This window comes from Kitasatospora sp. NPDC059146 (assembly GCF_042786665.1).
Lineage (GTDB): Bacteria > Actinomycetota > Actinomycetes > Streptomycetales > Streptomycetaceae > Kitasatospora.
Map to the genome: position 1 here is coordinate 39,472 of NZ_JBHZCY010000023.1, position 25,347 is coordinate 64,818.

The following is a 25,347-nucleotide window of genomic DNA, read 5'->3' on the forward strand; positions in this document are numbered from 1 at the left end:
GCTCGAAGTCGAACGGCTCGGGAACGCGCATGCTGTCCCCGAACTTCCGGTCGTGCCGCGCGTGGTAGCGGTCGTGGTCCGGTGCAGTCTGTGCGCGGACCCGCTCCGGGCCGGTCAGGCTCCGGCGCCGGGCTGCCGGCCCTTGCCGGGAGGGCCGGCGAAGGTCTGGGCGATCGGCAGCCAGATGGTGGCGATCGGGCCGGTGGCGGTCAGGGCGAGGTCGTCGCGGTGGCGGCGCTGGGTGACCAGGAGGCAGAAGTCCAGGGCCGGGCCGGTCACCACGTCCATCGCGTCGGTCGGGCCGAAGGCCCACGAACCCCCGTCGGGTGCGGTCAGTTCGAGGCGCACCGGGCGTTGCGGCGCGGGCAGGCCGTGGGCCGCGAAGGCGAAGCCGAGGGTGCGCAGGCCCAGGTGGGCGATGTGCCGCAGCCGGTCGGTGGGTTCCCGGGTCGTGCCCAGCGCGTCCGCCACGTCCTGGCCGTGCGCCCAGGTCTCCATCAGTCGGGCGGTGGCCATCGAGGCGGGCTTCATCGGCGGGCCGAACCAGGGCAGCCGGACGTCGGCGGGGGCGGCGGCGAGGGCGGCCTGTACCTGCGCCCGCCCGGCCCGCCAGCGGGCGAGCAGGGCGGCGGGTTCGGCGGCCGCACCCTCCCGGGCGCCGTCCTCGACCGGGTCGGCGCCGGCGGCCAGCAGCTGGGTGAAGCGGCCGCCGAGCGAGGCGGTGAAGCCCTCCGGGTCGCGGGTGGCCAGTGCCGTCCAGTCGTCGGTCCAGGCCAGGTGGGCGATCTGGTGCGCGACCGTCCAGCCCTCGGCCGGGGTGGGCGCGGCCCAGTCCGCGGCCGACAGTCCGGCCACCAGCCCGTCCAGGACGGCGCTCTCGGCCCGCAGGTCGGCCAGCAGGCCGTGCAGGACGTGGCCCGGGGCGCCCGGCGTGCCCGGGGTGTCGGGGGTGTCGGGGTCGGTCATCGGCTCTTCCCTCCGCTCGGCGCGGTTGCTACTGGTCGGTAGCCCGCGGCCGCACCCTACGCCCCGACCGGCGCCGACGCCCGCCACTCCACGGAACACGCACGTCAGGACTCTCGCCTCCGGTCGCACCGCGTGTGACAATTCCGCGATGACCAGGGCTGCGGACCCCCTCACTGCCGTGCCGTTCGGCGCCCCCGAGCGCCCGGACCACCCCGAGCGCCCCCACCGCTCCCACCACCCCGCCGACTCCGACGACCCCGAACTCGCCGCCCGCGCCGCCGAGCTGGTGCGCCGCGCGGTGCTCGGAGACCTCGCCCGCCGGGTGGTGGCCGAGTGCGGTGCCGACGTCGGGCTGGTCGGCGTGCCCGAGCCGCTGCCCGGCCGCCGCCCCGGCAGCGAGGGCATGGTGCTGCGCCACTGGGCCGGCACCCGGGCGGACCTGCTGCACGACGTGCCCGTCCCGGCCGGCCTCGGCCTCGGCGGCCGGGCGCTCGCCGAGCGCGCGCCCACCTGGGTACCCGACTACCGTGCGGCCACGACCATTTCGCACCAGTACGACGCGGCCGTGGCCGCCGACGACCTGTACGCGATGCTCACCGTCCCGCTGCTGGACGGCGACACCGTGCACGGCGTGGTGTACGCCTCGCTGCGCACCGTCGTCCCGTTCGGGGACGTCCGGATCTCCGCCGTCGGCCGGCTGGCGGCGACGGCCGCCCGGGCGCTCGCCGGGGCGGCGGCCTGGAGCCGTACGAAGCCCGAACCGGTGCCGCCCGCACGGCCGTTGACCCGGCGCGAGCACGAGGTGCTGCGCTGGGCGGCGACCGGCCGGACCAATCCGGAGATCGCCGCCCACCTGGGCCTGACCTGCAACACCGTGACCGGCTACCTCAAGTCCGCGATGCACAAGCTCGGTGTCCGCAACCGGACCGAACTCGCCCTGGCGGCCAGGGAGACCGGACTCGTCAGTTGACCTGGCGCTCCCGCCCGCTCCAGTACGGCTCGCGCAGCCGGAACTTCTGCAGCTTCCCGGTGGCCGTGCGCGGCAGTTCGGCGCGGAACTCCACCGAGGTGGGCGACTTGTAGCCGGCCAGCCGCTGCTTGCAGTGCGCGATCAACTCCGCCTCGGTGACGGCCGCCCGGTCCTCCCGGAGCACCACCAGGGCCTTGACCGTCTCGCCCCACTTCTCGTGCGGCACCCCGATCACCGCGACCTCGGCCACCGCCGGGTGGCCGTACAGGCAGTCCTCCACCTCGATCGAGGAGACGTTCTCCCCGCCGCTGATGATGACGTCCTTCTTCCGGTCCGAGATGGACAGTTGGCCGTCGGTGAGGGTGCCGCCGTCGCCGGTGTGGAACCACTCGCCCCGCAGTGCCTCGGCGCTCGCCTCCGGCTGCTGCCAGTACCCGTCCAGCACGGTGTTGGAGCGCACCAGCACCTCGCCCTGGGCGTCGACCCGCAGCTGGGTGCCGAGCGCGGGCGCGCCGGCCTGTACCAGCTTCTCGGCCCGTTCGGCGGCCGGCAGGGCGTCCCACTCGGCGCGCGAGCGGTTGACGGTGACGATCGGCGCGGTCTCGGTCAGGCCGTAGAGCTGCATGAACTCCCAGCCCAGCTGCTCCTCGACCTGCTGCACCACGGAGGTCGGCGGCGGGGCGCCGGCCACGATCATCCGCACCCTGTCCCGGCCGGGCACCGGGCCGTCCCAGTCGGCGGCCGCGTCCAGCACCATCTGCACCACGGCGGGCGCGCCGGACAGGAAGGTCACCCCGTGCCGCTCGACCCGGCGCAGGATCTCGGCGCCGTCCACCTTGCGCAGCACGATGTGCCGGGCGCCGAGTCCAGTGAGCGAGAACGGCAGGCCCCAGCCGTTGGCGTGGAACATCGGCAGGGTGTGCAGGTACACGTCCCGGTCGTTCGCGCCGTAGTGCAGGCCCATCAGCGTCGCGTTCAGCCAGACGTTGCGGTGGGTGAGCTGAACCCCCTTGGGGCGGGCGGTGGTTCCGCTGGTGTAGTTGATGGTCGCGGTGTCGTTCTCGGAGATCGCGTACCGGCGGGGCGCGTGGTCGAAGTCGTACAGCAGCGCGTCGCTGTCCGCGCCGAGCACGAACTTGTGCTTGGCCACCACCCCGTGCAGCGCGTCGGCGAGTTCGGGGTCGACCAGCAGGACGGAGGCGCCGCTCTGCTCGACGATGTACGCGACCTCCTCGGCCCGCAGCCGGAAGTTGACCGGCACCAGTACCCGGCCGTACCCGCTCACCCCGAAGAAGGCGGTGAGCAGCCGGGCCGAGTTGTGCGAGACGATCGCGACCCGCTCGCCCGGACCGACGCCGAGCCGGTCCAGCCCGGCGGCCTGGGCCCGGGCGAGCCCGGCGATCCGCCGGTAGCTCAGCTCGCCCCAGGATTCGGCCGGTTGCACCGGCTCGTCGACGATGCCGACCCGGTCGCCGTAGACCAGCTCGGCCCGGTCGAGGAAGTCCAGCACGGAGAGTGGAATCTGCATGCGCCCACTGTCCTATCCCGCGCGCCCGCTGCACACCCCCGATCGGGGGTGTCACCCGTTCGAACGCAGCCGCTCGGCCGCCGTCAGCGCCACCAGCAGCCGGTCACGGGCCTCGGTCTGGGCGGCGATCCGGCGTTCGAGCGCCGCCAGCCGCTCCCGGACGACCCCCAGCACCCGCTCGGACGGCGGCCGGGCGAGGACGTCCCCGTCCAGGCAGGTGAGCATCGGCCGGAGGTCCTCCATGGTGAGCCCGGCGGCGACCAGAGCGCGGATGTTGCGGACCCGCGGGACGGCCGAATCCCGGTACTCCCGGTAGCCGTTGGCCGCCCGCTCGGAGTCGATCAGCCCGGCCTGCTCGTAGTGCCGCAGCGCCCGGGCCGTACTGCCCGTCCGCCGCGCCAGTTCACCGATCCGCACCGCCGCCCCGCCCGTCCGTCCGTCGGTTCCTCAGGCCACCAGCGCGCCCCCGTCCACGGACAACACTACGCCGGTCACGAACGAGGCCTGCGGCGAGGCGAGTTGGGTGATCGCCCAGGCCACCTCGGCGGGCCGCCCGATCCGGCCCAGCGGGGTGAGCCCCAACTGCCACTCCAGGATCGCCGCCGACAGCTCGGGGCTGAAACCGGAGTGCTCGCCGATCGGGGTGTCGATCGCCCCGGGCGCCACCGCGACCACCCGGATGCCGCGCGGCGCCAGCTCGACCGCCCAGCTGCGGGTGATCGTCTCCAGCGCCGCCTTGCCCGCCGCGTACACCGAGTTGGTCGGCCAGCCGCGCTGTCCGACGGCGGTGCTGACGTTGACCACCACGCCCCGGCTCTCGGCCAGTGCGGGCAGCGCGGCCTGGCCGAGCAGCACCGGGGCGACCAGGTTGGTGGCCAGCAGTGTCTCGATCCCGGCCCGGTGGAAGTCGCCGAGGCGCTGGGTGTTCTGCACGATGCCGGCGTTGTTCACCAGCACGTCGAGCCGCCCGTACCGCTCCAGGGCCGTTCCGACGATCCGCTCCGGGGCGTCCGGTCCGGTGACGTCCGCCACCAGCGGCTCGATCAGCCCCGGGTGCGCGGCCGCCGTCTCCGCCAGCGGCCCGGGGCGCCGCCCGACCGCCACCACCCGGGCGCCCTCGGCCGCGAAGGCCCGCGCGGTCTCCCGCCCGATCCCCGTCCCGGCCCCGGTGACCACCACGACCCGACCCGTCCCCGCTTCGTTCTGTTCGCTCATGGGAGCACTCTCCGACCCTGCCGCCAGCGTCAAGGTCAAGCCGCAACCGTCGAGCGGTGGCCGTCCGTCCGTCAGGAAGATCGCGCAGCGGTTCCGAACCCAGGGGGAGAGCACCATGAACCACCACCGACCCGACCCGGCCCTGACCACCTTCCCGACGGCGGACGGCCTGCTGCTGCGCCCCTTCGAGGACGCCGACGCCCCGGCCCTGATCGAGGCCTACCGGGACGGCACGCTGCGCCGCTACACCCGGACCTACCCGGACGGCCCGGAGCGCGCCGCGCACTGGCTGGCCGTGCAGTACGAGGGCTGGGCGAACGGCACCCGGTACGCCTTCGCCGTCCTCGAAGCCGGCGAGCTGGTCGGCAACGTGGTGCTCAAGCGCGGTACCCCGGGCGGCGAGCGGGCCGAGGTCGGCTATTGGACGGCGGCCGCGGCACGCGGCCGGGGCGTCGCCCCGCGCGCGGTGGAGGCGCTCACCGTCTGGGCCTTCGAGGCCTTCGCCGCGGACGGCCTGCTCCGGATCGACCTGCTGCACGAGGGCGACAACGACGCCTCCTGCCGGGTCGCGGAGAAGAGCGGCTACGCGTTCGCGGAGGTCGTCCCGGCCTTCCCGCCGTCGTACCCGCTGGACGGGCACCGGCACTGCCGGAAAAGGCTGGACACGACCGAACGGCACCGGCCAGAGTGAGCCCATGGCTTCTCTGGTACGTCATGTGACGATCGACTGCGCGGACCCGTTCGCCCTCGCGGACTTCTGGGCGAAGGTGCTGGACGGCACCCTCGCCGAGGACGACAACCCGGGTGACCCGGAGGCGGTGGTGATCTCCGCCAGTGCCGATCTGCTGTTCATCCGGGTGCCCGAGGGCAAGACCGTGAAGAACCGGGTCCACCTGGACCTCCAGCCGCAGGACCGCAGCCGTGACGAGGAGGTCGAGCGCCTGCTCGCCCTGGGCGCCACGGTGGTGTCGGACCAGCGCCGCCCGGACGGCACCGGCTGGGTCACCCTGGCCGACCCGGAGGGCAACGAGCTGTGCGTCGAGCGCAGCCAGGCCGAGCGCACCGCCACCGGCGCGTCCTGAACCACCGGCGCGCCCCGCAGTACGGCCGCCCGCCGAGGTCCGTTCCACCGGGGCCTGCGCGGGCGGCCGTTCGCGCTTCCGTCCGATAATCGAGCTGTCTGAAACCAGTGAGAAGCGAGGCCACCCTCCGAGCACCGGGCAGGTACCCCATGGCCAAAATCGCCGTGATCGGCGCCAATGGCGGCATCGGCAGTGCCGTCGTCGCGGAGGCGGCGGCCCGCGGGCACGAGGTCACCGCCGTGGTCCGCGAGCCGGACCGCTACCGGGGTGCGGCGGCCCGGGTGGAGCGCGGCGACGTACTGGACCCGGCCGACGTGGCCCGGGTGGCGGCCGGCCGGGACGTCCTGGTGAGCGCCGTCGGCGGCGGCGACGGCCCGGGCCACCTGGCGCTGATCGAGCCCGCCGCCCGTTCACTGGTCGAGGGCCTGCGGGCGGTCGCCGACGGCGCCGCGCCCCGCCTGATCGCGGTCGGCGGCGCGGGCAGCCTGGAGACCGCCCCGGGCGTGCGGGTCTGGGACGCCCCGGGCCTGCCGGAGCCGATCCTGCAGATCATGCACGCCCACGGCGAGGCGCTGGACTACTACCGGACCGTCTCCGACGTCCGCTGGACGGTACTCAGCCCGGCCGCGGAGATCGGCCCGGGGGAGCGGACCGGCCGCTACCGGACCGGCCTGGAGCAACTGCTCACGGACGCCGGGGGCCACAGCCGGATCTCGGTGCCGGACTACGCGGTCGCCCTGGTGGACGAGATCGAGCAGCCCGAGCACATCGGCGAGCGCTTCACCTGCTGCTCGCTGTAGCGCGCCGGGCTCACCCGTTCAGCCCAGCTGGATCGACCGCTTGGCCAGCCCCATCCAGAACCCGTCGATCACGCTGCGCTGGCTGCCGAGGTCGGCCTCGCCGGCGCCGAGGGTCACGAACAGCGGCGCGAAGTGCTCGGTGCGCGGGTGGGCGAGCCGCCCGGCCGGGGCCTTGCGCTCGAAGTCGAGCAGCGCGTCCAGGTCCTGGGCGTCCAGGGCGCGCCTGCCCCAGTCGTCGAACTCGGCCATCACCGAGCTGGTCCGGCCGTCGCTGTTGAGCGCCCGCAGGTTGTGGGTGAAGAAGCCGTTGCCGATGATCAGCACGCCCTCGTCGCGCAGCGGGGCGAGCCGGCGGCCGATCTCCAGCAGGCGCTGCGGGTCCAGGGTGGGCAGGGAGATCTGCAGCACCGGGACGTCGGCCTCCGGGAACATCTCCACCAGCGGGACGTACGCGCCGTGGTCGAGCCCGCGGTCGGGGATGTCCTGGACGGGCGTGCCGGGGGCGCGCAGCAGCTTGCGCACGCGCTCGGCCAACTCGGGGGCGCCGGGGGCGGCGTACCGGACGGCGTAGTAGTGCTCGGGGAAGCCCCAGAAGTCGTAGACCAGCGGGACGGTGGTGACGGCGCCGACGGCCAGCGGGGCCTCCTCCCAGTGGGCGGAGACCATCAGGACGGCCTTGGGCCGGGGCAGGTCGGCGGACCAGGCGGCCAGCTGGCCCGGCCAGATCGGGTCGTCGGCGAGCGGCGGCGCGCCGTGCGAGAGGTACAGGGCGGGCATGCGCTCGGGGGCCGCGGTGCTCAAGGTGTCCTCCTCAAGGGGAACGAGTGGGTAGTTCAAATTTGAACCTCTACTCCGGGACGGTACACCTTCGTTCGAATTTGAACAACAGGAGTAGGCTTCACCCCATGTCCTCACTGAACGAACCCCGCTGGCTCGACCAGGACGAGATGGCCGCCTGGCGGGGCTTCGTCGTCGCGAGCAACCTGCTCAACCGGCGGCTGGAGCGCCAGCTCAAGGACGACTCCGGCCTCTCGCACCAGCAGTACGAGATCCTGGTGCACCTGTCCGCCGCCCCCGGCGACTCGCTGCGGATGACCGAACTCGCCGACAAGCTGGTCACCTCCAAGAGCGGCCTGACCTACCAGGTCACCCAACTGGAGCGGATGGGCCTGGTCGGCCGCCGCTCCTGCCCCAGCGACGTGCGCGGCGTCATCGCCGAACTCACCGACCAGGGGCGGGAGACGCTCCGCCAGGCCGCCCCCGGCCACGTCGCCCTGGTGCGCGAGCTGCTGATCGACGTGCTCACCCGCGAGCAGCTCGCCGTCCTCGCCGAAGGCCTCGGCGCGGTCAGCGCCCGCCTGCGCCAGGACGACACCCCCTAGCTAGGGCCTGTCGCCCAGTGCGGCCGCCCGCTCCCGCAGCAGCTCCCGCTCCCGCTCGTTGCGGGTCAGCCCCGCCGCCCGCTCGAACTCCGCCCGGGCCTGGGCCGTCCGCCCCAGCCGGGCCAGCAGGTCGCCCCGCACGCTCGGCAGCAGGTGGTAGTCGCGCAGCGCCGGCTCCGCCGCCAGGGCGTCCACCAGCTCCAGGGCGGCGGCCGGGCCCCGGGCCATCGAGACGGCCACCGCCCGGTTCAGCGCCACCACCGGTGAGGGCGTCAGCACCAGCAGCCGCTCGTACAGCGCGGCGATCGTCGCCCAGTCGGTGTCCTCGTACCGCCGCGCCCTGGCGTGGCAGGCGGCGATCGCGGCCTGCACCGAGTACGGCCCGCTGCCCGCCCGCCCGAACGCCTCGAAGCCGCGTCGGATCAGCAGCCCGTCCCAGCGCGCCCGGTTCTGCTCGGCCAGCAGCACCGGCCGCCCGTCGGGGCCGGTGCGGGCGGCCGTCCGGGAGGCCTGGAACTCCAGCAGCGCGGCCAGCCCGTGCGCCTCCGGCTCCCCGGGCACCAGCGCGGCCAGCACCCGGGCCAGCCGCAGGGCGTCCTCGCACAGCTGCGGGCGCAGCAGGTCGTCCCCGGCGGTGGCCGAGTAGCCCTCGTTGAAGATCAGGTAGACGACCTCCAGCACCGAGGACAGCCGCTGCGCCCGGTCCTCGCCGTACGGCACCTCGAACGGCACGCCCGCCTTCGCCAGCGTCCGCTTCGCCCGGACGATCCGCTGGGCCACCGTCGCCTCCGGCACCAGGAAGGCGCGGGCGATCTCCGGGGTGGTCAGCCCGCCCAGCAGCCGCAGGGTGAGCGCGATCCGCGCCTGCGCCGACAGCACCGGGTGGCAGGCGGTGAAGATCAGCCGCAGCAGGTCGTCGTCGATGTCGTCCGGGCCGGACGGCTCCGGTGGCTCCGGCGCGTCCTCCAGCGACCGCCCCACCTCGGCGAGTTTGCGGGCGTAGACCTCCCGGCGGCGCACCAGGTCGACCGCCCGCCGCTTGGCGGTGGCCGTCAGCCAGGCGCCCGGGTTGTCCGGCACGCCGTCGCGCGGCCACTGCTCCAGCGCAGCCACCAGCGCGTCCTGTGCCAACTCCTCGGCCAGGCCGACGTCCCGGACGATCCGCGCGGCCGCGGCGATGATCCGCGCGGACTCGATCCGGTACGCCGCCTCGACGACCGCCGTCGCCTCCCTCTCCGTCACGGCCACCCATCAGAGCAGCCGGCGGAGCGGGAGGCAACGTGCGCCACGGTCGCTACGGCCCTTACTGCCCTACCGCCCTACCGCCCTTACTGCGGGGGCCGCGGCGCCTCGTCGAGCTGCCGGACCTCCGCCTCGACCTGCCAGTGCGCCGGGTGGGTCTGCAGGAAGCGCCTGGTCCACTCCAGCGCCTCCGCCTTGTCCTTGCACTGCATGATCGCGTAGCCGCCGATGACCTCCTTGGTCTCGGTGAACGGCCCGTCGGTGTAGCCGACCTTCCCGTCGGCCCAGGTCACCCGGGTGCCCTGAGCGGTCGGGGTCAGCCCGGCGGTGTCCAGCATCACCCCGGCCCTGGTGATCTCCTCGAACAGGGCCCCCATCCGCTGCTCGAACCCCGGGTCGGGCTCCCAGTCGCCCCGGGCGCTCTCGTCGATCCGGATCAGTGACATGAAGCGCGGCATGGTGACTCCTCGGTCCTGCGGGCGGGGCCGTTCCCCGCCGCTCACCCCTGCGTCGATCGGGCCGGCGCCGGATCGACATCGGCCGGGAAGAATCTTTTTCCTACCTGTCGTCCGTCCGGGCCCTGCTCGTCGTCCGGGCGGTCACCGGACGGCGGTCACCGGGCGGTCACCGGACGGCCGCCGCCGGCGCGCACAGCAGTGCCGCCCGCAGGTCGGTCCGGTCGCGGAGGCGGGCCAGGTTGCGGCCGGTCAGCTCCTCGATCCGGCGGATCCGGTAGTGGACGGTGTTGACGTGGATGTGGAGCTGCTCGGCCGTCCGCGCCCAGGAGCCGTCGTGGTCGAGGAACACCGCCAGGGTGCCGAGCAGCGAGACGCCGTTCTCGGCGTCGTGGGCGGTCAGCGGGGCCAGCAGCCGGGCGTGGAAGGCGGCCGTCACCTCGGGCGGGATGCCGCGCAACAGCCCGTCCAGGGAGTCCAGTTCGGCGGTGCTGCCAACCGGGCCGGGGGCGCCCGCCAACACGTACCGGGCCTGCACCAGGGCCGCCCGCAGCGCCTGGGGGGTGGCCGGGGCGGCCGGGCCGACGCCGATCCGCAGGGTGCGCCGGCCGGTCAGCCGGGCCTGGAGGGCGGGCCGGGCCCGGCGCAGCCGTTCGGCGACCCGCTCGGCGGGTGCGGCCACCAGTGCGGCGGTGAGCCCGGTGCGGTCGGTGCCGGCCGCGTACGGGACGTCCAGCGGGTGCAGGGCCTCGGCCAGCGCGTGCGCCGCCCAGTCGACCGGCGCCTCGTCGCCGGCCCGGCCGGGCTCGATCCGCGCGGTGACCGCCACCAGCGGGCCGGTCTCGGCCAGCCCGCAGGCGGCGAGCGGTTCGGTGAGTCCGGCGTCGTCGGCCAACGCGTCCAGCAGCCGTCCGGCGGCCCGCCGCCGGGTGCCGGCCGCGGCCCGGGCGCGGGCGGCGAGCGGGGCGAGCAGGTCGGCGAGGCCCTGGAGCGCCGGTTCCACGGCGGGGGTGTGCGGGTGGGCCCGCAGCCGCCAGCCGTCGAACGGGGAGCCGTCCTGCGGGCCGACCGGCAGCCCGGGCCCGCCGCGACCGGCGGCCGGTGCGGGCTGGGGCGGGCCGGCCACCGGGCGGCCGCCGGCGGTGGTGATCGAGCACTCGGGCAGCCCGAGCCGGCCGACCGCGCGGGCCAGCACCTGGCCGGGTGCGGCCTCGGTGCGGACCAGGTCGAGCAGTTCGCTGCGGACGGTCTCCGGGATCGCCGCGGTGTCCTGCGCCCCCGCCCGCAGGTCGCCCCAGAGCCGCAGGTAGACCCGGTCGGTGACGGCCCGGAAGCTCACCCCGGCGGGCACCGCGAGCAGCGGGATGGCGTGGGTGCGGCAGGCCTCGGCCAGGCCGTCCGGGATGCTGCCGTGGGTGCCCTCGCCGGCCAGCAGGGCGGCCACCCCGGCGCTGCGCAGCGCGGTGGCGAAGCGCAGCGCGCCGGAGGCGTCGGCGGGCTGCCACCAGACCAGGCCGGTGAGCACGAGTTCGCCGGGCTGGAGGTAGCGGGCCGGGTCCTGGAGGTCGGTGGAGCTGACGCCGGTGACCGGGCGGTCGAGCAGGTCGGGGGTGCCCCAGGCCAGCCGGATGGACAGGTCGTCGAGGTGCAGCAGGTCGCCGACGATCATCTTTCGCTCGCTCTCGCCAGGGGTGTCGCTCTGGTGCGCCGCGTCGCTTCCTCTCGCAGATGAGAGGGATGCCGACGCATATGCATCGTAAATGCCAGTGGAACAACCGCGAATCTTCTTGTCGGATCATCCAGCCGAGGGCCCCGTGACCGGTGTGCGGAACCAGTGGTCCGCCCGATTGCCGGGTTGCTTGAATCGGTGTGCGGGGCGCGCCGGTCCTTCTCCTCCGGCGGGCGCCGCGGCCTCCGGCGTGCACCGCGACCGGTCTCGCACCTGCGAGCTGAACCGTCGCCCGGTCATCTCAGCTGCCGCTGAATGAGGGCATTCAGCGCCGCAACCGCGAATGTCGGAGCTGCCCCTCGGGTAGTCCTCCTCCCGGGCCGCAGTGGCGCGGCCCGGGAGGAAGGAGCGCCATGATCCGGACCGGCCCCGGCGTGACCCCGGCACCACCCACCGTCCGGCTGCACGGCCACTTCGACGAGCCGGCCGAGCTGACCGTCGAGCAACTGCGCACCCTCCCCGCGCACCGGGTCGAGGTCAGCTTCGACTGCCTGACCGAGGGCGAGCAGCGGCACGGCTACGAGGGCCCGGCCCTGCTGGACGTCCTGCTCGCCGCCCGGCCCCGGATCGACTTCTCCGGCCGCAAGCAGCGGCTGCGCTTCCTGCTCAACGTGGTCGGTGCGGACGGCCACCGGGCGGTGGTCTCCTGGGCCGAGATCGACCCGGACTTCGGCGGCCGCCGGATCCTGCTCGCCACCAGCATGGACGGCGCCCCGCTGGACGCGGACGGCCCGCAGCTGGTCGTCCCGGACGACCACTGCGGCGCCCGCTACGTCAGTGCCGTCACCGCCGTCTGGCTGGGCCCGCTCGGCGACCAGGAGCGGCCCGCCGCGGGCTGACCGCCCGGCTCGCGGCCCCGGCCCGCCCCGTGCCGCGGTGCCGGGCGGGGCCCCTGGAAAACCGCTGGCCAGAGGCGGCTTTCCGTGCCAACATGCCCCATATGGGGACGATTCTGCACGGCACCCTGGTCACCCTCCGCCCGGCCACCGCCGACGACATCCCGGCACTGGTGGCGATCCGCAGCACGCCCGAGGTGTTCGCCCGCTGGCGGGGCGGTGACGACCTGGTCGACGAGGTCGCCCGGGACTTGGACGCCCCCGAGACCGAGACCTTCGCGATCGACGTGGGCGGCCGGGTGGTCGGCGCCGTGCAGTGGTACGCCGAGAACGACGACGAGTACCGGCACGCCGGGATGGACATCTTCCTCGACCCCTCGGTGCACGGTCTGGGCCTGGGGACGGACGCCGTGCGCACCCTGGCCCGGCACCTGGTGCACGACCACCACTACCACCGGCTGGTGATCGACCCGGCCGCGGACAACCTGGCCGCCATCCGCTGCTACACCAAGGTCGGCTTCCGCCCGGTCGGCACCATGCGCCAGTACGAGCGCGGCTCGGACGGCACCTGGCACGACAACCTGCTGATGGACCTGCTCGCGGACGAACTGTCGGACGGCTGACGGCCGTTCACCGGCCGGCCGGCGGCGGGTACCAGGGTGTACAGACATCTTGTCGGCCGACGGCCCTGAGCTGTACAGACATCTCAGCGCCACAGGAGCGATCGCAACTGATCGCCTGGCGTTCTTCCCGACGTACCGAGCAGTAGCTAGCGTTCCCCCGCCAATCACCGGCGGCCGGTCACCCCGGCCCGCCCGGAACCCCACCGGTTGACGGACCCCCAGGAGAACGCCCATGCTCTCGCGCCGCACGGCCACCGCCCTCACCTCGGCGGCCGCCGCCGCACTGCTGCTCGGCGGCACCGCCCCGAGCGCCTCCGCCACCACCGCGGCGAGCCCCACCGCGCTGTCCGTCCTCGCCTTCAACGTCGACCTCGGCACCGCGATCGTCGACAGCACCCAGAACGAGCAGGCCGCCCGCCGCACCCCGGTGATCGAGCAGATCGTCCGGCAGCACAACGCCGACGTGGTCGTCCTGGACGAGCAGTTCAACAACAGCTCGACCGCCGACATCAACGCCAAGCTCGCCGACCTCTACCCGTACCGCACCCCGGTGGTCGGCGGGACCTGCTCGGGCGGCGGCTGGACGGGCGTCAGCGGCAACTGCTCCAACTCGTGGTTCGTCATCAACGGCGGCACGATGATCCTCTCCAAGTACCCGATCACCGCCCAGTACGCCCACGTGTTCAGCAACTCCACCTACGGCACCTGGGACTACCACGCCAACAAGGGCGCGGCGCTGGTGCAGGTGAAGAAGAACGGCAGCACCGCGTGGGTGGTCGGCACCCACCTCCAGGCGGACGAGGCCGACACCTCCACCGACACCACCCAGTCCACCCGGCTCGGCCAGCTCGCCGAGATCCGCGCCTGGGTCGACGGCATCGTGGGCAGCGGCGCGCCGGTGCTGATCGGCGGCGACCTCAACGTCGAGTACTTCCACGGCCAGGCCCGCGGCGACTACGCCAACGCCCAGAACGCGGTCAACGGCGTGCTCGGCACCCCGGCCACCGCCCCGAACCAGACCCGCACCACCATGGACTGCCCGGTCTCCGCCTGGTGCCAGTACATGGCGGGCGTGGAGACCTTCCCGACCGACTACCGGGACGACCTGGACTACCTCGGCTACCTCAACGCCCCGGGCCGCCCGGTGCCGAACTCGATGTCCGACGTGAAGGTCGACTTCGACCCCCAGGCCGGCTGGGTGCCGGGGCAGCCGGACACCAACGCGCCCAGCGACCACTACCCGGTCGAGGCCACCTTCCAGCTCAACTGACCTGCGGTCTAGGGCTGTTGCCCGGCACCGCCGGCCGGGCAGCCGCAGGAGCGCCGCACCACCAGCCGGGCCGGGAAGGTCCGGGCCCCGGCGGCGCGGCGCTCCGGCCCGCCGAGCACCAGGTCCACCGCGGCCCGGGCCATCTCGTCCTGCGCGGTGGTGACGGTGGTCAGCGCCGGTCCGGCGATCACCGCCTCCGCGATGTCGTCGAACCCGGCCACCGCGAGCTCCTCGGGCACCCGGATGCCCAGGTCGTCGGCGGCCCGCAGCAGGCCGATCGCCTGGTCGTCCGTCGCGCAGAAGACGGCGGACGGCCGGTCGGGCCGGCTCAGCAGGGTGAGCGCCTCGGCGTGCGCCCGGACCCGGTCGAAGGGCGCCGGGGTGAGCCGGCCGTCGGTGGACAGCCCGGCCTCGGCCAGCGCCTCGGCCCAGCCGGCCGTCCGCCCGGTGACCGGGTCGAGCGGGCTGAGCGCCAGGGTGCCGCCGAAGCAGTGCACCTCGGCGTGGCCGTGGTCGAGCAGGTGGCGGACCACCTCGCGGGCGCCGCCCTCGTCGTCGGCCACCACGGCCACGCCGTCGACGCTCTCGGTGCGGTGGTGCAGCAGCACGACCGGGGTGCCGTCGGCCGAGTCGAAGCCGCTCAGCCCGGGGGCGGCCGGGTCCTGGGTGACCAGGATCAGCCCGTCCACCTGCATCCCCAGGAAGGCCCGGATGTAGTGCGCCTCGCGCTCGTCCGCGTAGTCGGAGTTGCCGATCAGCAGCAGCCGGCCGTGCTCGGTGGCGGCCTGCTCCACGGCGTGGGCGAGCCCGGCGAAGAAGGGCTGCCGGGCGTCCGGCACGACCATGCCGAGCAGGTCGGTCCGGCGGCGGGCCATCGCCTGGGCGACCCGGTTGGGCCGGTAGCCGAGCTCCTCCACCGCCGCGAGCACCCGCGCCCGGGTGGCCGGTGCCACCGGACGCGGTCCGTCGTTGATCACATAACTCACGACCGCCGTGGACGTCCCCGCCACCCGCGCCACATCGTCCCGTGTCACCCTCGCCATGACGGATGAGCCTACACAGCGGCTCCGACCAGCGTGTTTTCCGCGTCTGCGGGGAGGCCCCGGGCGGCCCGCCCCGGTTGCGGAGCAGGTGGTAGCGTGCCGACGCTGGCGGGACGGGCGGCAGCAGGTGCCGCCGCCGCCGACCGTGGGAGCAGGTCGATGAGCACGCCGCCGCACCGCAGGGCCGTCCGGCCCCTGCGTCCGACCGCCCGGCCCAAGGTCCGCATCGACGCCCGGGTGCGCGCCACGAGCGCCACCCGGCCGAAGGTCCGCCCCTGGCGGGCGTACGCCGTGCTGGTGGCGATCGTGCTGTTCGTGGCCGCCGGCCTGGTGCTCTACTCCGACGAGCGCTCCACCCGCGGTCGGGCCCAGGAGGTGGGCGTCGACCACCCGTCGGACTTCCTGGAGGTCGACGTGGTGCTCCAGCGGGTCGACGCGGCCGCCCAGACCGTCGCCGCCAAGATCCTGGTGGTGCCGCACGGCGCCCTGGGGACGTCCGGCATCCAGCAGATCCCGGCGCAGGACGTGGCACTGGAGACCACCTCGCTGGAGCAGACCGTGCTCAAGTACCCGGCCGGCCAGCCGATCCCCTCCAGCCCGGTGTCGTTCAGCCTCGCCGAGGGGCGGGTCACCGACTACCCCTTCGACGGCTACCGCGCGCAGGTCGGCTTCCGGGCCACCGTCGGGGGGCGGCCGGTCCCGGTGACGATCGGGATCCAGGAGGCCGACCCGTTCTTCGCCTTCACCCAGGGGGAGAAGGAGACCGACGGCCTCGGCATCGCCGTCACCGAGCAGATCAGCCGCTCGCGCAGCACCTACATCCTGGCCTGGTTCATGATGGCGGCGATGTGGGCGCTGGCGCTGTCCGTCCTGGTGGCGGCCTGGCTGATCGTCCGGCAGCGGCGCGGGATCGTCTGGCCGGCCCTGAGCTGGATGGCGGCCACCCTGTTCGCGCTGGTCGGCATGCGCAACGCCGCGCCCGGCAGCCCGCCGATCGGCTCACTGCTGGACTACGCGGCGTTCTTCTGGGCGGAGCTGCTGGTCGCGGTGGGCCTGACCATGGTCGTGGTGCGCGGCGCCCGGATCGAGGGCGCCCACCGGCCCAGCACGTAGCCGTCCTGATCGCCGGGGTCAGTACACGTAGTCCGCGCAGACGTCGGCGGCGAGCCGCAGGGCCTGCTCCGCGCGGGGCCCGCGCAGCGCCAGCAGGGTCTGGGCGAGCGCGTCCACGGCGGCCAGGTGGGCCAGCCGGCTGGCGGTGGTCTCCAGACCGAAGACCAGGTCCTGCCCGCCCGCGACCAGGACGCAGGTCGCCGTCTCGGTGAGCGGTGAGCGGGCGTAGCTGGTGAGCGCCAGCACCTCGGCCCCGGACGCCCGGGCGGCCCGGGCGGCGGCCACCACGCTGTGGGTGGCGCCGGTGTGGCTGACGGCCAGGCAGACGGCGCCCGGCGGCAGCCCGGCGGCGACCAGCTGGGCGGTCATCGAGTCGGCCGGGGCGTCCACCACCAGGCCGAGCGCCCGCAGCCGGTAGGCGATGTCCAGAGCGACGGCGCCGGACAGCCCGGTGCCGACCAGCAGCACCCGGGGGGCGTCGTCCAGCAGTTCGGCGGCGGCCCGCAGGTCGTCCGGGCCGAGCGTGGCGGTGATGCCCTCCAGGGCGGCCCGGGCGGCGCGCAGGGTGTCGGCGAGGGCCCGGGCGGCCGGGTCGTCGGCGTCCGCGGCCGGTTCCGCGGCGGGGGCGGCCGGGGCGTGCAGGGCCGCGGCGATCTTCAACTCCTGGAAGCCGCGGAAGCCGAGCCGCTGGCAGGCCCGGACCACCGAGGAGGGTGCCGTCCCGGCCAGCGCCGCCACGTCGCTGACGCTCAGGTGCACCAGTTCGGCGCCCCGGTCCAGCACCACCCGGGCGACCCGCGCCTCGGTGCCGCGCAGTTCGCCGAGCCTGGCCCGGATCTGCGCGGCCAGCTGGGATTCCAGGGGCGTGAAAAATTCGGAACGTTCTTCCATGGCTCTAGGGTAGCGTGGAATCCAGTTCCAGCGCCGCCGGAAATCCGGCAGGCTGACGGGAGGGGAGCTTCGCCATGTCAGAAATCGGATCGGCCGTGCCGCTGGCCGTGCTCACGGCCGCCGTGCTGCACGCGGTGTGGAACGGGCTGGCGCACCGGATCCCGGACAAGATGGTCGGCTTCGCGCTGATCAACCTGACGTACACCGCCTGCGCGGTGGTGCTGGTGGCGGTCAACCCGCTGCCGGCGGCCGCCGCCTGGCCGTACCTGCTGGCCTCCACGGTGGTCCAGACGGTCTCGACGGTCCTGCTGCTGCGGGCCTACCAGCTGGGCGACTTCGGGCAGATGTACCCGATCGCCCGCGGTTCGGCGCCGCTGCTGGTCGCCCTGCTGTCGGTCACGGTGCTCGGCCAGCACCTGGGCGCGGGCGAGCTGGCGGGCGTGGTGGTGATCTCCTGCGGGCTGATCGGGCTGGCCTTCGCCCAGGGCATACCCGGGCGGGCGCAGCTGCCCGCTCTCACGGCCGCCGCCGGCACCGGGGCGATGATCGCCGGGTACACGGTGCTGGACGGCAGCGGCGTCCGGCACGCCGGCACCGTCGGCGGGTACGTGGCCTGGCTGTTCCTGCTCCAGGGGCCGGCGCTCGTCGCAGTGGTCTGGGCCCGGCGCGGCCGCACCCTGCTCACCGGCATGCGCGGGGTGCTGCCGGTCGGGGTCCTCGGCGGGGTGCTCTCGCTGACGGCGTACGGCCTGGTGGTCTGGGCGCAGTCCCGGGGCAACCTGGCGACGATCGCGGCGCTGCGCGAGACCAGCATCGTGATCGCCGCGCTGATCGCCACCGTGGTGTTCCGCGAGCGCCTCGGGCGGCTGCGGCTGACCGCCGCGTTCACCGTCCTCGGCGGGATCGCCGTCCTGGAGCTTGCCCGGCCCTGAGCCCTGGCGCCCGCGGCTCAGGGTTCAGGACTCAGCGCTCAGGGCTCAGGCTCAGGGCCTTGGATCAGGGCCTTGGGCCCGGCGGGCCTCAGGCGGCGTCCGGCACGATCACGGTCAGCGAGGTCTCCCGCAGCTCGAAGCCCAGGGCCTCGTAGACCCGGCGGGCCGGGTTGCCCTCGGAGACCACCAGGTGCACGTCGGCCAGCCCGCGCCCGGCGGCGTCCGCGACCGCCCGGCGGAGCAGGTCGGCGCCGAGGCCGCGGTAGCCGCGCCGCGGGTGGCGGAAGACCTCCGCGACCCAGGGCAGGCCGTCGCGATCGGTCAGCACGGCGGCGCCGACCACCCGGTCCTCGGCGTCCACGGCGAGCAGGCTGGACGGCAGCACCGGGCCGATGGCGTTCCCGGCCAGCAGCGGGCCGATCCGCTCGGCCAGGGCCCGGGCGTCGTCCCCGGGGAAGTGGTCCACGTGCGCCGGGTCGAAGGCGGCCCGCCACGGCTCCAGCAGCTCCTCGGGCGCGCGGTCGCAGGGCACCGCCCGCAGCCCCTCCCGCAACGGGGCCCCGGCCCAGTCGGCGGGCGGGGGATCGGCGCGCAGGTCCCGCCGGAAGGTGTGGGCGTGGCGCAGGGCCGTCGCCCCCTGCGCGAGCAGCCGCTGCCCGAGCTCGGGGCTGCCGGAGACCACCCAGCCCGCCAGCTCTGCGCGGACGTACGCCACGGCGTCCGCCGAGTCGTCCAGCACCTCCAGCAGGTCGGCCCAGGGGCGTCCCTCCCGCTCGCCCTGCTGGTACCGCAGCACCGGTGCTCCGGCGCCGTCGTGCCTGATCACCCAGTCCGTTTCGGGCATGGCCCCACCCCACTTCGCGAGAATCACGAGAATCACGAGATCGTTCGTCGGCGGCCCATGCTCACCAGAACCGGAGCGCCCCGGCAACCGGTTTTCGACCGGCCCGGCCGCCGGTCGCTCGGCCCACCGGCCCGGCCGCCGGTCGCTCAGCCCACCACCGCCGCCCGGACGCAGAGCACGTCCGGCAGGTGGGAGACCAGCAGTGACCAGGTCTCGCCCTCGTCGCGGCTGCCGTACACGTCGCCGGTCCGGTTGCCGAAGTAGATCCCGGCCGGGTCGGCGTCGTCGGTGCGCAGGGCGTCGCGCAGCACGATGCCGTAGTGGTCCTCGCCGGGCAGCCCGTCGGCCAGCTGCTGCCAGCTGGTGCCGCCGTCGGTGGTGCGGAAGACCCGGCAGCGGCGGCCGGGCGGGATCCGGTCGTCCGAGCCGCCGAGCGGGAAGAGGTAGGCGGTGTCGCCGCGGCGCGGGTGGGCGGCGACCGCGAAGCCGAACTCGGCGGGCAGGCCGTCCGCGATGGAGTGCCAGCTCCCGCCCCGGTCGTCGCTGCGGTAGACCCCGCCGTGGTTCTGCAGGTAGAGCCGGTCGGGGTGGACCGGGTCGGCGGCGATCTTGTGCACGCACTGGCCGAACTCGGGGTACTGGCGCTCCTCCGGGAAGAACTCGGCGCGCAGGCCGGTGTTGGAGGGCTCCCAGCTGTCGCCGCCGTCCTTGCTGCGGTAGACGCCGCCGCTGGAGACCGCGACCAGCAGCCGTTGCGGGTCGCGCGGGTCGGTGAGGACGGTGTGCAGGCCCTGGCCGCCGTAGCCGGCGCCCCACGCGGACCGCTGGGGGTGGTTCCAGAGCGCTTCGACCAGGGTGAAGCTCTCGCCCCCGTCGGTGGAGCGGAACAGTGCGGCGGGTTCGGTGCCCGCGTACACCACCCCGGGGGCCTCCGGCCCGGCGGGCTGGAGCTGCCAGACCCGGGTGAGCGAGGCGCCGGTCGACTCGGGGAAGCGGATCGCCGGCCGGGCCGGCTCGTGCCAGCGGGCGCCGAGGTCGTCGGAGCGCCACACCGAGGGCCCCCAGTGGCTGCTGTCGGCGCCGACCAGCAGTCTGGTGCGGCCCTCGCGGCGGTCGATCGAGACGGAGTAGATCGCGTTCATCGGGAAGTGCGGCCCGCTGAACTCCCAGTCCAGCCGGTCGCGGCTGCGGCCGAGAAAGAGGCCCTTCTCGGTTCCGACGGCCAACAGCACCTCGGTCATGTCTCACACCACCTGATCGCGAGCGGCCCCCCGCGACGCCCCCCCCGGGGCGCGGCGGACGCGACCCCACCGCCCAGTGTCCCGCCGTCCACCGGCGGTCACACCTCGCCGCGCCGCGCCCCTGAGGGGGAGGGGTGCCCCCCAGGGGGCGTCCGGAGGTGCCGGGGGATCAGCCCCGGCAGCCCTCCAGCAGCCGCAGCCACACCTCGCTGATCGTCGGGTAGGCGGGGACGGCGTGCCAGAGCCGGTCGACCGGCACCTCGCCGACCACCGCGACGGTCGCCGAGTGCAGCAGTTCGGCGACGGCCGGGCCGACCAGGCAGGCGCCGATGATCACCTGCCGGTCCAGGTCGAAGACCACCCGGGCACGGCCGCGGTAGTCGTCGGCGTAGAGCGAGGCCCCGGCGACGTTGCCGATCTCGTGGTCGACGGCCTTGACCCGCAGGTCGAGCCGCTCGGCCTCGGCCAGGGTCAGGCCGACGGCCGCGACCTCGGGTCGGGTGAACACCACCTGCGGCGCTCCGGCGAGGTCGGCGGACGCGGAGTGCGCGCCCCAGCGCGAGGTGTCCAGGGCGCGCCCTTCGGCCCGGGCAGCGATCGCCCCGCCGGTGATCCGGGCCTGGTACTTGCCCTGGTGGGTGAGCAGCGCCCGGTGGTTGACGTCCCCGGCGGCGTACAGCCACTCGCCGTCCACGCCCAGCACCGTGCAGCTGTCGTCCACGTCCAGCCAGCTGCCCGGCCGCAGTCCGACCTGCTCCAGTCCGATGTCGGCGGTGCGCGGGGCCCGGCCGGTGGCGTACAGCACCTCGTCGACGGTCAGTTGATCGCCGCCGGAGAGCGTCAGCACCGCCGGCCCGGTGGCGTCGGCGCGTTCCAGGGCCGTCACCTCGGTGCCGAAGCGGAGGTCCACGCCGGCCTCCCACAGCCCCTCGGCCACCAGCTCGCCCGCGAAGGGCTCCATCCGCGGCAACAGGGTGTCGCCGCGCACCAGCAGCACCACCTCGGAGCCGAGCGCCCGCCAGGCGGTGGCCATCTCCACGCCGACCACCCCGCCGCCGACCACCGCGAGCCGCCCGGGGACGGTCGGCGAGCCGGTCGCCTCCCGGTTGGTCCACGGGTGGGCCTCCGCCAGCCCGGGCACGGTGGCGGGCAGCACCGGGCGGCTGCCGGTGCACACGGCGACGGCGTGCCGGGCGGTGAGCACCCGCTCGGTGCCGTCCTCCGCCTCCACCGTGACGGTCCGCACGCCTGCCAGCCGACCGTGGCCGCGGACCAGCTCGATGCCGGTGTCCCGCAGCCACTGCACCTGGCCGTCGTCCTTCCAGTGCGAGGCGAAGGAGTCCCGGCGGGCCAGCACTGCCGCCGCGTCCAGCCGCCCGTCGCCGACCGCCTCCCGGGCGCCGCCCACCGCGCGGGCGTCGTCCAGCGCGGCGGCCGGGCGCAGCAGCGCCTTGCTCGGCATGCAGGCCCAGTACGAGCACTCGCCGCCGACCAGTTCGGCCTCCACGATCACCGTGCTCAGGCCCGCGGCGACGGTCCGGTCGGCCACGTTCTCGCCGGTCGGCCCGGCGCCCAGGACGATGACGTCGTACTCCCCGGTGGTGCTGCTGCTGGTCATGTCCGGTCCTCCGTGGTCTCGCGGGTCGCCCGGTCCCCGACCGGGTGCGGCGTGCGCCCCATCCTGCGACGCGGACCGGCCGGAGCACGGGCGAACACGCCAACCGTGATCAGATCGCCGCGAGTTCCGCGAGCAGCGCGGCGGTGTCGGCGGGGCGGGAGAACATCGGCCAGTGCCCGGTGGGCAGTTCGCGCAGTTCCCAGTTCGGCCCGTCCAGCCCGACGAACCACGGGTGGCCGGCCGCGATCATCTCCCGCACCCGGTCGAGCGGGAAGGAGCAGGAGACCAGGGCCTGCGGCAGGGCGGCCCCGGCGCCGGTCAGCCGGAGCCGGTCCCGGTACGAGCCGGCCGGGTGCGGGGTGACCCGGGTGCCGATCCGGGCCAGCGCGGCCCCGTCCAGGCCCTCGGTGCTGGCGCCGGAGGCGGCGATCGCGTCCCACGGCGGCATCGGCAGGCGGCCGTCGACCACCGAGGCGTCGGCGGCCTCGCGGTAGTCGGGCTGCCAGAGGTCGTAGAGCGAACCGCCGTCCGCCATCGGCCCGCTGTCCAGGTAGACCACCCGCCGGATCCGCTCCGGCATCCGGTCCGCGACCCCGCCGACCGGGGCACAGGCGCCGCTGTGCGCGACCAGCACCACGTCCCACAGGTCCTCGCGTACCAGCAGGTCGGCGAGGTCCGCGATGTGCTCCTCCAGCCCGAAGTCGCCCTGCTCGCCGGCCCGTTCGGCGAGCCCGGGCAGGCTCACCGGGTGGACCCGGTGCCCGGCCGCGCGCAGCGGCGCGGCCACCTCGTCCCAGGCCCAGGCGCCGAGCCAGAATCCGGGAACCAGTACGAAGGTGCTCATGGTGGACCGTCCTTCCGCGGTGGGGACCCCCGTCACCCGCGACTCTAGGAGCGGATCGGGGCGGAGCCCACCGGATGACCCGGCCCGGGAGGGGCGTCCCCGGCGGAACACCCGGAGAGCCGCAGCTCCCCGGGCCTCCGGACGGCCCAGGACCCAGGGCCCGGAGATCAGGCCTGGCCCTCGGCCGCCTGCTCCTCCGCCACCTTGCGCTTGACCTCGGTCATGTCCAGCTCGCGGGCCTGGCCGATCAGGTCCTCGAACACCGGCTCCGGCAGCGCCCCGGCCTGGGAGAAGATCAGCACGCCCTCGCGGATGATCGCCAGCGTGGGGATCGACTGGATGCCGAACGCGGCGGCCAGCTCCTGCTGGGCCTCGGTGTCGACCTTGGCGAAGACGAGGTCCGAGTGGCGCTCCGCGGCCTTCTCGTACACCGGGGAGAACTGGCGGCACGGCCCGCACCACCCGGCCCAGAAGTCGATCAGGACGAAGTCCTTGCCCTCCGGGCCCGGGACGATGTCGTCGAAGTTCTCCTTGGTCAGCTCGACCGTGTTGCTCATCTCGCGGGTCCTTCCCTTCCGAAGGTGCCGGTACGGATCATGCGCCCGGGACAACGGTGATGCCCGCCGGGGTATTCCGGGCCCGGCCGGTATTGAGCATCGGGCGGCCACCGTCCGTACTGAGGGGTGTCCAGTCCGTTCACCGACGCGGGAGGCTCCCCATGCGCAGCACCCCACCCCGCACCCGCCGGGCCGTCGTGCTCGCCGCCTCCGGCCTCGCCGCGGCGGCCCTGGTCGCCGGCTGCGGGTCCTCCGGATCGAGCAAGTCGAGTGCGCCGAGCCCGTCGAGCAGCTCCAGCGCCCCGGCCGCCGCCACCCTCCGGACCGCCGACGACCCCAAGCTCGGCACCGTAGTCACCGACAGCGCGGGCTTCACGCTCTACCGCTTCGACCAGGACCAGAGCAACCCCTCGGACTCGTACTGCAACGGTAACTGCGCCACCCTGTGGCCGCCCGAGCACGCCAACGGCGACATCACGGCCAAGGGCATCGACAGCAAGCTGGTCGGCAGCTTCACCCGCGACGACGGCACCAAGCAGGTCACCGTCAACGGCTGGCCCGTCTACCGCTACTCGCCGGACGCCAAGCCCGGCGACACCAAGGGCGAGGGCGTGGCCGGCCAGTGGTTCGCGGTGACCCCGACCGGCGGCAAGGCGATGCCGAGCGGCACCCCGGCACCCGCCACCCCGGCGCCGAGCACCCCCACCCCGACGCCCACCCCGCCGTCGTCGGGCTACTGACCGACCGCTGACCACCGCTGACCACCGCCCTCGACCGGGAGGCCCGGGTGCGCAACCATGAAGTGGTGACCGAGGAGCACCCCGCCGCACACGGCCAGGGGGCCGCGGACGAGGAGCTGATGCGGGCCCTGTACCGCGAGCATGCCGGACCGCTGTTCGGCTTCGTGCTCCACCTGGTCGCCGGGGACCGGCAGCGTGCCGAGGACGTCGTCCAGGAGACCCTGGTCCGGGCCTGGCGCAACATCCACCGGCTCGACCCGCAGGCCGGTTCGCTGCGCCCCTGGCTGGTCACCGTGGCCCGCCGGATCGTGATCGACGGCCACCGCAGTGCCGGCGCCCGCCCGCGCGAGGTGGAGGCGGCGGCCCTGGAGCAGCTGCCCGCCGAGGACGAGATCGACCGGGCGCTGCGGATGATGACCGTCGCCGACGCGCTCGCCGACCTCTCGCCCGCCCACCGGGAGATCATCGTCGAGACCTACCTCAAGGGCCGCACCGCCAAGGAGGCGGCCGCCGTCCTCGGCATCCCGGCCGGGACCGTCCGGTCGAGGGTGTTCTACGCACTGCGCTCGCTCCGGCTCGCGCTGGAGGAACGGGGAGTGACATCGTGACCGAGCGGCCCGACCTCCGCCCCGGCCCGTCCGGTGGCCCCGAGCACCTGGACGTCGCGTCGTACGTCCTCGGCCTGCTGGAGCCCGCCGAGCGCGCGGCCTTCGAGCGGCACCTGGCGGACTGCCCGCAGTGCACCGGGCAGGTCGGCGAACTGGGCTTCGTGGAGCCGATGCTGGGCGCGTACGTGGCGTCGGCGCGGGCCGCCGGGCTGGACCCGGCCGACTTCGCGCCGGCACCGGACGGGCGGCTCCTGGACCGGCTGGTCGCCGAGGTCGCGGCCGGCCGTCGGCGTGGCCGGGTGCGGCGGCTGGTGCTCGCCCTGGCCGCGACCGCGATGGTCGCGGCCGGCCCGGCCGTCACGGCCGCGGTGCTCACCGCGGAGACCACGCCCGCCGTGGTCGCCGTCGCCGAGCAGTTCAGCGCCAGCGACCCGGCCACCGGGGCCAAGGCCACCGTCGGCGTCGACGGCACCACCTGGGGCAGCCGGGTCAGCCTGCAACTCTCCGGCGTACAGGGCCCGTTGACCTGCCGCCTGGTCGCCGTCTCGCACGGCGGCGAGCACCAGACCGTCACCACCTGGTACGTCCCGGCGGACGGCTACGGCGAACCCGACGCCCCGGGCGTGCTGCGCACCACCGGCGGGGCGGCCATGCAGCCGGGCGCCATCGACCACTTCGAGGTGCGGGTCCAGAACTCCGACGCCCTGCTGGTCTCCGTCCCCGCGCACCGATCGTGACCGCGCACCCGGGGTGGCCGCGCACCGATCGTGACCGCGCACCCGGGGTAGCCGCGCACCGATCGTGACCGGGCAGGACCG

28 protein-coding genes are annotated in these 25,347 nt (G+C 74.8%); 13 read left to right on the forward strand and 15 right to left on the reverse strand.

From position 1 onward, the window contains the following. Positions 1-114: 114 nt before the first annotated feature. Positions 115-966, reverse strand: a complete 852-nt coding sequence (locus ACFXPX_RS13190) for a TIGR03084 family metal-binding protein (RefSeq protein ID WP_380588603.1) — start codon at positions 964-966, stop codon at positions 115-117. A 148-nt stretch (positions 967-1,114) separates the two neighbouring features. On the opposite strand from ACFXPX_RS13190, the gene ACFXPX_RS13195 reads away from it, so the two are divergent. Then, positions 1,115-1,936, forward strand: a complete 822-nt coding sequence (locus ACFXPX_RS13195) for a LuxR C-terminal-related transcriptional regulator (protein ID WP_380641059.1) — start codon at positions 1,115-1,117, stop codon at positions 1,934-1,936. Here ACFXPX_RS13195 and ACFXPX_RS13200 read toward each other — a convergent pair. From ACFXPX_RS13200 to ACFXPX_RS13210, 3 genes are read right to left on the reverse strand one after another with little or no spacing between them, the layout of a single operon-like run. Then, complete coding sequence (locus ACFXPX_RS13200) at positions 1,929-3,464, reverse strand: AMP-binding protein (RefSeq protein WP_375891219.1); 1,536 nt, start codon at positions 3,462-3,464, stop codon at positions 1,929-1,931. The genes ACFXPX_RS13195 and ACFXPX_RS13200 overlap by 8 nt on opposite strands. A 51-nt stretch (positions 3,465-3,515) precedes the next feature. After that, a complete protein-coding gene (locus tag ACFXPX_RS13205; RefSeq protein WP_380523515.1) occupies positions 3,516-3,881 on the reverse strand; it encodes a MerR family transcriptional regulator in 366 nt (121 codons plus the stop codon). A gap of 30 nt (positions 3,882-3,911) precedes the next feature. Next, the gene (locus ACFXPX_RS13210) at positions 3,912-4,679 is read right to left on the reverse strand and encodes an SDR family NAD(P)-dependent oxidoreductase (protein WP_375891223.1); all 768 of its coding nucleotides are present in this window, start codon (positions 4,677-4,679) and stop codon (positions 3,912-3,914) included. A 115-nt stretch (positions 4,680-4,794) separates the two neighbouring features. Here ACFXPX_RS13210 and ACFXPX_RS13215 point away from each other — a divergent pair, with 115 nt between their 5' ends. From ACFXPX_RS13215 to ACFXPX_RS13225, 3 genes are all read left to right on the forward strand, one after another. Continuing rightward, positions 4,795-5,370 (forward strand): GNAT family N-acetyltransferase, encoded by a 576-nt coding sequence (locus ACFXPX_RS13215; RefSeq protein ID WP_380588598.1) that lies wholly within the window; start codon positions 4,795-4,797, stop codon positions 5,368-5,370. A 4-nt stretch (positions 5,371-5,374) separates the two neighbouring features. Next, a complete protein-coding gene (locus tag ACFXPX_RS13220) occupies positions 5,375-5,761 on the forward strand; it encodes a VOC family protein (RefSeq protein ID WP_380523509.1) in 387 nt (128 codons plus the stop codon). A 149-nt stretch (positions 5,762-5,910) separates the two neighbouring features. Further along, complete coding sequence (locus tag ACFXPX_RS13225) at positions 5,911-6,561, forward strand: NAD(P)-dependent oxidoreductase (protein ID WP_380523507.1); 651 nt, start codon at positions 5,911-5,913, stop codon at positions 6,559-6,561. Between the two features lie 18 nt (positions 6,562-6,579). Here ACFXPX_RS13225 and ACFXPX_RS13230 read toward each other — a convergent pair whose 3' ends face one another. Further along, complete coding sequence (locus tag ACFXPX_RS13230; protein ID WP_380641061.1) at positions 6,580-7,362, reverse strand: dioxygenase; 783 nt, start codon at positions 7,360-7,362, stop codon at positions 6,580-6,582. Between the two features lie 113 nt (positions 7,363-7,475). On the opposite strand from ACFXPX_RS13230, the gene ACFXPX_RS13235 reads away from it, so the two are divergent. Beyond that, positions 7,476-7,943: a MarR family transcriptional regulator gene (locus tag ACFXPX_RS13235; RefSeq protein ID WP_360237449.1), complete on the forward strand. Its 468-nt coding sequence runs from the start codon at positions 7,476-7,478 to the stop codon at positions 7,941-7,943. Here the strand turns inward: ACFXPX_RS13235 and ACFXPX_RS13240 are convergent, their stop codons facing one another. The 3 genes from ACFXPX_RS13240 to ACFXPX_RS13250 all read right to left on the reverse strand — a co-directional run bounded on the left by ACFXPX_RS13240 (position 7,944) and on the right by ACFXPX_RS13250 (position 11,309). Beyond that, positions 7,944-9,185, reverse strand: coding sequence for an RNA polymerase sigma factor (locus ACFXPX_RS13240; protein WP_380588586.1), 1,242 nt, complete (start codon positions 9,183-9,185; stop codon positions 7,944-7,946). It abuts the gene before it with no gap. Between the two features lie 86 nt (positions 9,186-9,271). Further along, positions 9,272-9,643 carry a YciI family protein gene (locus ACFXPX_RS13245; RefSeq protein ID WP_375891234.1) on the reverse strand — a complete coding sequence of 124 codons (372 nt, stop codon included), beginning with the start codon at positions 9,641-9,643 and terminating at the stop codon, positions 9,272-9,274. A 166-nt stretch (positions 9,644-9,809) separates the two neighbouring features. Next, positions 9,810-11,309 carry a PucR family transcriptional regulator gene (locus ACFXPX_RS13250; protein ID WP_380523501.1) on the reverse strand — a complete coding sequence of 500 codons (1,500 nt, stop codon included), beginning with the start codon at positions 11,307-11,309 and terminating at the stop codon, positions 9,810-9,812. Positions 11,310-11,722: 413 nt separating this feature from the next. Here ACFXPX_RS13250 and ACFXPX_RS13255 point away from each other — a divergent pair, with 413 nt between their 5' ends. The 3 genes from ACFXPX_RS13255 to ACFXPX_RS13265 all read left to right on the forward strand — a co-directional run bounded on the left by ACFXPX_RS13255 (position 11,723) and on the right by ACFXPX_RS13265 (position 14,098). Further along, positions 11,723-12,208, forward strand: coding sequence for a molybdopterin-dependent oxidoreductase (locus ACFXPX_RS13255; RefSeq protein ID WP_380641063.1), 486 nt, complete (start codon positions 11,723-11,725; stop codon positions 12,206-12,208). A 101-nt stretch (positions 12,209-12,309) separates the two neighbouring features. Beyond that, entirely contained in the window at positions 12,310-12,828 is a 519-nt protein-coding gene (locus ACFXPX_RS13260) for a GNAT family N-acetyltransferase (RefSeq protein ID WP_375891239.1), read from the forward strand. Positions 12,829-13,060: 232 nt separating this feature from the next. Further along, the gene (locus ACFXPX_RS13265; RefSeq protein WP_380641065.1) at positions 13,061-14,098 is read left to right on the forward strand and encodes a sphingomyelin phosphodiesterase; all 1,038 of its coding nucleotides are present in this window, start codon (positions 13,061-13,063) and stop codon (positions 14,096-14,098) included. A gap of 8 nt (positions 14,099-14,106) precedes the next feature. Here ACFXPX_RS13265 and ACFXPX_RS13270 read toward each other — a convergent pair whose 3' ends face one another. Next, the gene (locus ACFXPX_RS13270; protein WP_380523497.1) at positions 14,107-15,141 is read right to left on the reverse strand and encodes a LacI family DNA-binding transcriptional regulator; all 1,035 of its coding nucleotides are present in this window, start codon (positions 15,139-15,141) and stop codon (positions 14,107-14,109) included. 159 nt (positions 15,142-15,300) lie between these two features. Between ACFXPX_RS13270 and ACFXPX_RS13275 the strand changes: the two genes are divergently transcribed. Beyond that, positions 15,301-16,254, forward strand: coding sequence for a DUF4436 family protein (locus tag ACFXPX_RS13275; RefSeq protein WP_375891245.1), 954 nt, complete (start codon positions 15,301-15,303; stop codon positions 16,252-16,254). Positions 16,255-16,272: 18 nt separating this feature from the next. On the opposite strand, the gene ACFXPX_RS13280 is transcribed toward ACFXPX_RS13275, so the two are convergent. After that, positions 16,273-17,145 carry a MurR/RpiR family transcriptional regulator gene (locus ACFXPX_RS13280; RefSeq protein ID WP_375891247.1) on the reverse strand — a complete coding sequence of 291 codons (873 nt, stop codon included), beginning with the start codon at positions 17,143-17,145 and terminating at the stop codon, positions 16,273-16,275. Positions 17,146-17,219: 74 nt separating this feature from the next. Between ACFXPX_RS13280 and ACFXPX_RS13285 the strand changes: the two genes are divergently transcribed. Beyond that, positions 17,220-18,077 carry an EamA family transporter gene (locus tag ACFXPX_RS13285; RefSeq protein ID WP_375891249.1) on the forward strand — a complete coding sequence of 286 codons (858 nt, stop codon included), beginning with the start codon at positions 17,220-17,222 and terminating at the stop codon, positions 18,075-18,077. 88 nt (positions 18,078-18,165) lie between these two features. Here the strand turns inward: ACFXPX_RS13285 and ACFXPX_RS13290 are convergent, their stop codons facing one another. The 5 genes from ACFXPX_RS13290 to ACFXPX_RS13310 all read right to left on the reverse strand — a co-directional run bounded on the left by ACFXPX_RS13290 (position 18,166) and on the right by ACFXPX_RS13310 (position 23,235). Further along, on the reverse strand, positions 18,166-18,921 hold the full coding sequence (locus ACFXPX_RS13290; protein ID WP_380641067.1) for a GNAT family N-acetyltransferase: 756 nt from the start codon (positions 18,919-18,921) through the stop codon (positions 18,166-18,168). A gap of 146 nt (positions 18,922-19,067) precedes the next feature. Next, positions 19,068-20,162: a WD40/YVTN/BNR-like repeat-containing protein gene (locus ACFXPX_RS13295; RefSeq protein ID WP_380588576.1), complete on the reverse strand. Its 1,095-nt coding sequence runs from the start codon at positions 20,160-20,162 to the stop codon at positions 19,068-19,070. A 169-nt stretch (positions 20,163-20,331) separates the two neighbouring features. Beyond that, positions 20,332-21,780, reverse strand: a complete 1,449-nt coding sequence (locus ACFXPX_RS13300) for a dihydrolipoyl dehydrogenase family protein (RefSeq protein WP_380523492.1) — start codon at positions 21,778-21,780, stop codon at positions 20,332-20,334. A gap of 109 nt (positions 21,781-21,889) precedes the next feature. Then, a complete protein-coding gene (locus ACFXPX_RS13305) occupies positions 21,890-22,624 on the reverse strand; it encodes an alpha/beta fold hydrolase (protein WP_380523491.1) in 735 nt (244 codons plus the stop codon). A 167-nt stretch (positions 22,625-22,791) separates the two neighbouring features. Then, the gene (locus ACFXPX_RS13310) at positions 22,792-23,235 is read right to left on the reverse strand and encodes a thioredoxin family protein (RefSeq protein WP_380407439.1); all 444 of its coding nucleotides are present in this window, start codon (positions 23,233-23,235) and stop codon (positions 22,792-22,794) included. A 107-nt stretch (positions 23,236-23,342) separates the two neighbouring features. Between ACFXPX_RS13310 and ACFXPX_RS13315 the strand changes: the two genes are divergently transcribed. Genes ACFXPX_RS13315 through ACFXPX_RS13325 form a run of 3 tightly spaced genes read left to right on the forward strand, consistent with a single transcriptional unit; the run spans position 23,343 to position 25,266 of the window. Then, the gene (locus tag ACFXPX_RS13315) at positions 23,343-23,921 is read left to right on the forward strand and encodes a hypothetical protein (RefSeq protein ID WP_380641070.1); all 579 of its coding nucleotides are present in this window, start codon (positions 23,343-23,345) and stop codon (positions 23,919-23,921) included. A gap of 47 nt (positions 23,922-23,968) precedes the next feature. Then, positions 23,969-24,529 (forward strand): sigma-70 family RNA polymerase sigma factor, encoded by a 561-nt coding sequence (locus tag ACFXPX_RS13320; protein WP_375891263.1) that lies wholly within the window; start codon positions 23,969-23,971, stop codon positions 24,527-24,529. Continuing rightward, positions 24,526-25,266 (forward strand): zf-HC2 domain-containing protein, encoded by a 741-nt coding sequence (locus ACFXPX_RS13325; protein WP_375891265.1) that lies wholly within the window; start codon positions 24,526-24,528, stop codon positions 25,264-25,266. The genes ACFXPX_RS13320 and ACFXPX_RS13325 overlap by 4 nt, the downstream gene beginning before the upstream one ends. Positions 25,267-25,347: the final 81 nt, after the last annotated feature.

Bases quoted from the DNA above. Each gene is read 5' to 3' on its own strand.
- ACFXPX_RS13195 (WP_380641059.1), top strand. From the start codon at position 1,115: ATGACCAGGGCTGCGGACCCCCTCACTGCCGTGCCGTTCGGCGCCCCC.
- ACFXPX_RS13210 (WP_375891223.1), bottom strand. From the start codon at position 4,679: ATGAGCGAACAGAACGAAGCGGGGACGGGTCGGGTCGTGGTGGTCACC.
- ACFXPX_RS13305 (WP_380523491.1), bottom strand. From the start codon at position 22,624: ATGAGCACCTTCGTACTGGTTCCCGGATTCTGGCTCGGCGCCTGGGCC.
- ACFXPX_RS13260 (WP_375891239.1), top strand. From the start codon at position 12,310: ATGGGGACGATTCTGCACGGCACCCTGGTCACCCTCCGCCCGGCCACC.
- ACFXPX_RS13275 (WP_375891245.1), top strand. From the start codon at position 15,301: ATGAGCACGCCGCCGCACCGCAGGGCCGTCCGGCCCCTGCGTCCGACC.
- ACFXPX_RS13265 (WP_380641065.1), top strand. From the start codon at position 13,061: ATGCTCTCGCGCCGCACGGCCACCGCCCTCACCTCGGCGGCCGCCGCC.
- ACFXPX_RS13315 (WP_380641070.1), top strand. From the start codon at position 23,343: ATGCGCAGCACCCCACCCCGCACCCGCCGGGCCGTCGTGCTCGCCGCC.
- ACFXPX_RS13250 (WP_380523501.1), bottom strand. From the start codon at position 11,309: ATGATCGTCGGCGACCTGCTGCACCTCGACGACCTGTCCATCCGGCTG.
- ACFXPX_RS13200 (WP_375891219.1), bottom strand. From the start codon at position 3,464: ATGCAGATTCCACTCTCCGTGCTGGACTTCCTCGACCGGGCCGAGCTG.
- ACFXPX_RS13280 (WP_375891247.1), bottom strand. From the start codon at position 17,145: ATGGAAGAACGTTCCGAATTTTTCACGCCCCTGGAATCCCAGCTGGCC.
- ACFXPX_RS13270 (WP_380523497.1), bottom strand. From the start codon at position 15,141: ATGGCGAGGGTGACACGGGACGATGTGGCGCGGGTGGCGGGGACGTCC.
- ACFXPX_RS13225 (WP_380523507.1), top strand. From the start codon at position 5,911: ATGGCCAAAATCGCCGTGATCGGCGCCAATGGCGGCATCGGCAGTGCC.
- ACFXPX_RS13290 (WP_380641067.1), bottom strand. From the start codon at position 18,921: ATGCCCGAAACGGACTGGGTGATCAGGCACGACGGCGCCGGAGCACCG.
- ACFXPX_RS13285 (WP_375891249.1), top strand. From the start codon at position 17,220: ATGTCAGAAATCGGATCGGCCGTGCCGCTGGCCGTGCTCACGGCCGCC.
- ACFXPX_RS13220 (WP_380523509.1), top strand. From the start codon at position 5,375: ATGGCTTCTCTGGTACGTCATGTGACGATCGACTGCGCGGACCCGTTC.
- ACFXPX_RS13300 (WP_380523492.1), bottom strand. From the start codon at position 21,780: ATGACCAGCAGCAGCACCACCGGGGAGTACGACGTCATCGTCCTGGGC.
- ACFXPX_RS13215 (WP_380588598.1), top strand. From the start codon at position 4,795: ATGAACCACCACCGACCCGACCCGGCCCTGACCACCTTCCCGACGGCG.
- ACFXPX_RS13255 (WP_380641063.1), top strand. From the start codon at position 11,723: ATGATCCGGACCGGCCCCGGCGTGACCCCGGCACCACCCACCGTCCGG.
- ACFXPX_RS13190 (WP_380588603.1), bottom strand. From the start codon at position 966: ATGACCGACCCCGACACCCCCGACACCCCGGGCACGCCGGGCGCCCCG.
- ACFXPX_RS13245 (WP_375891234.1), bottom strand. From the start codon at position 9,643: ATGCCGCGCTTCATGTCACTGATCCGGATCGACGAGAGCGCCCGGGGC.
- ACFXPX_RS13295 (WP_380588576.1), bottom strand. From the start codon at position 20,162: ATGACCGAGGTGCTGTTGGCCGTCGGAACCGAGAAGGGCCTCTTTCTC.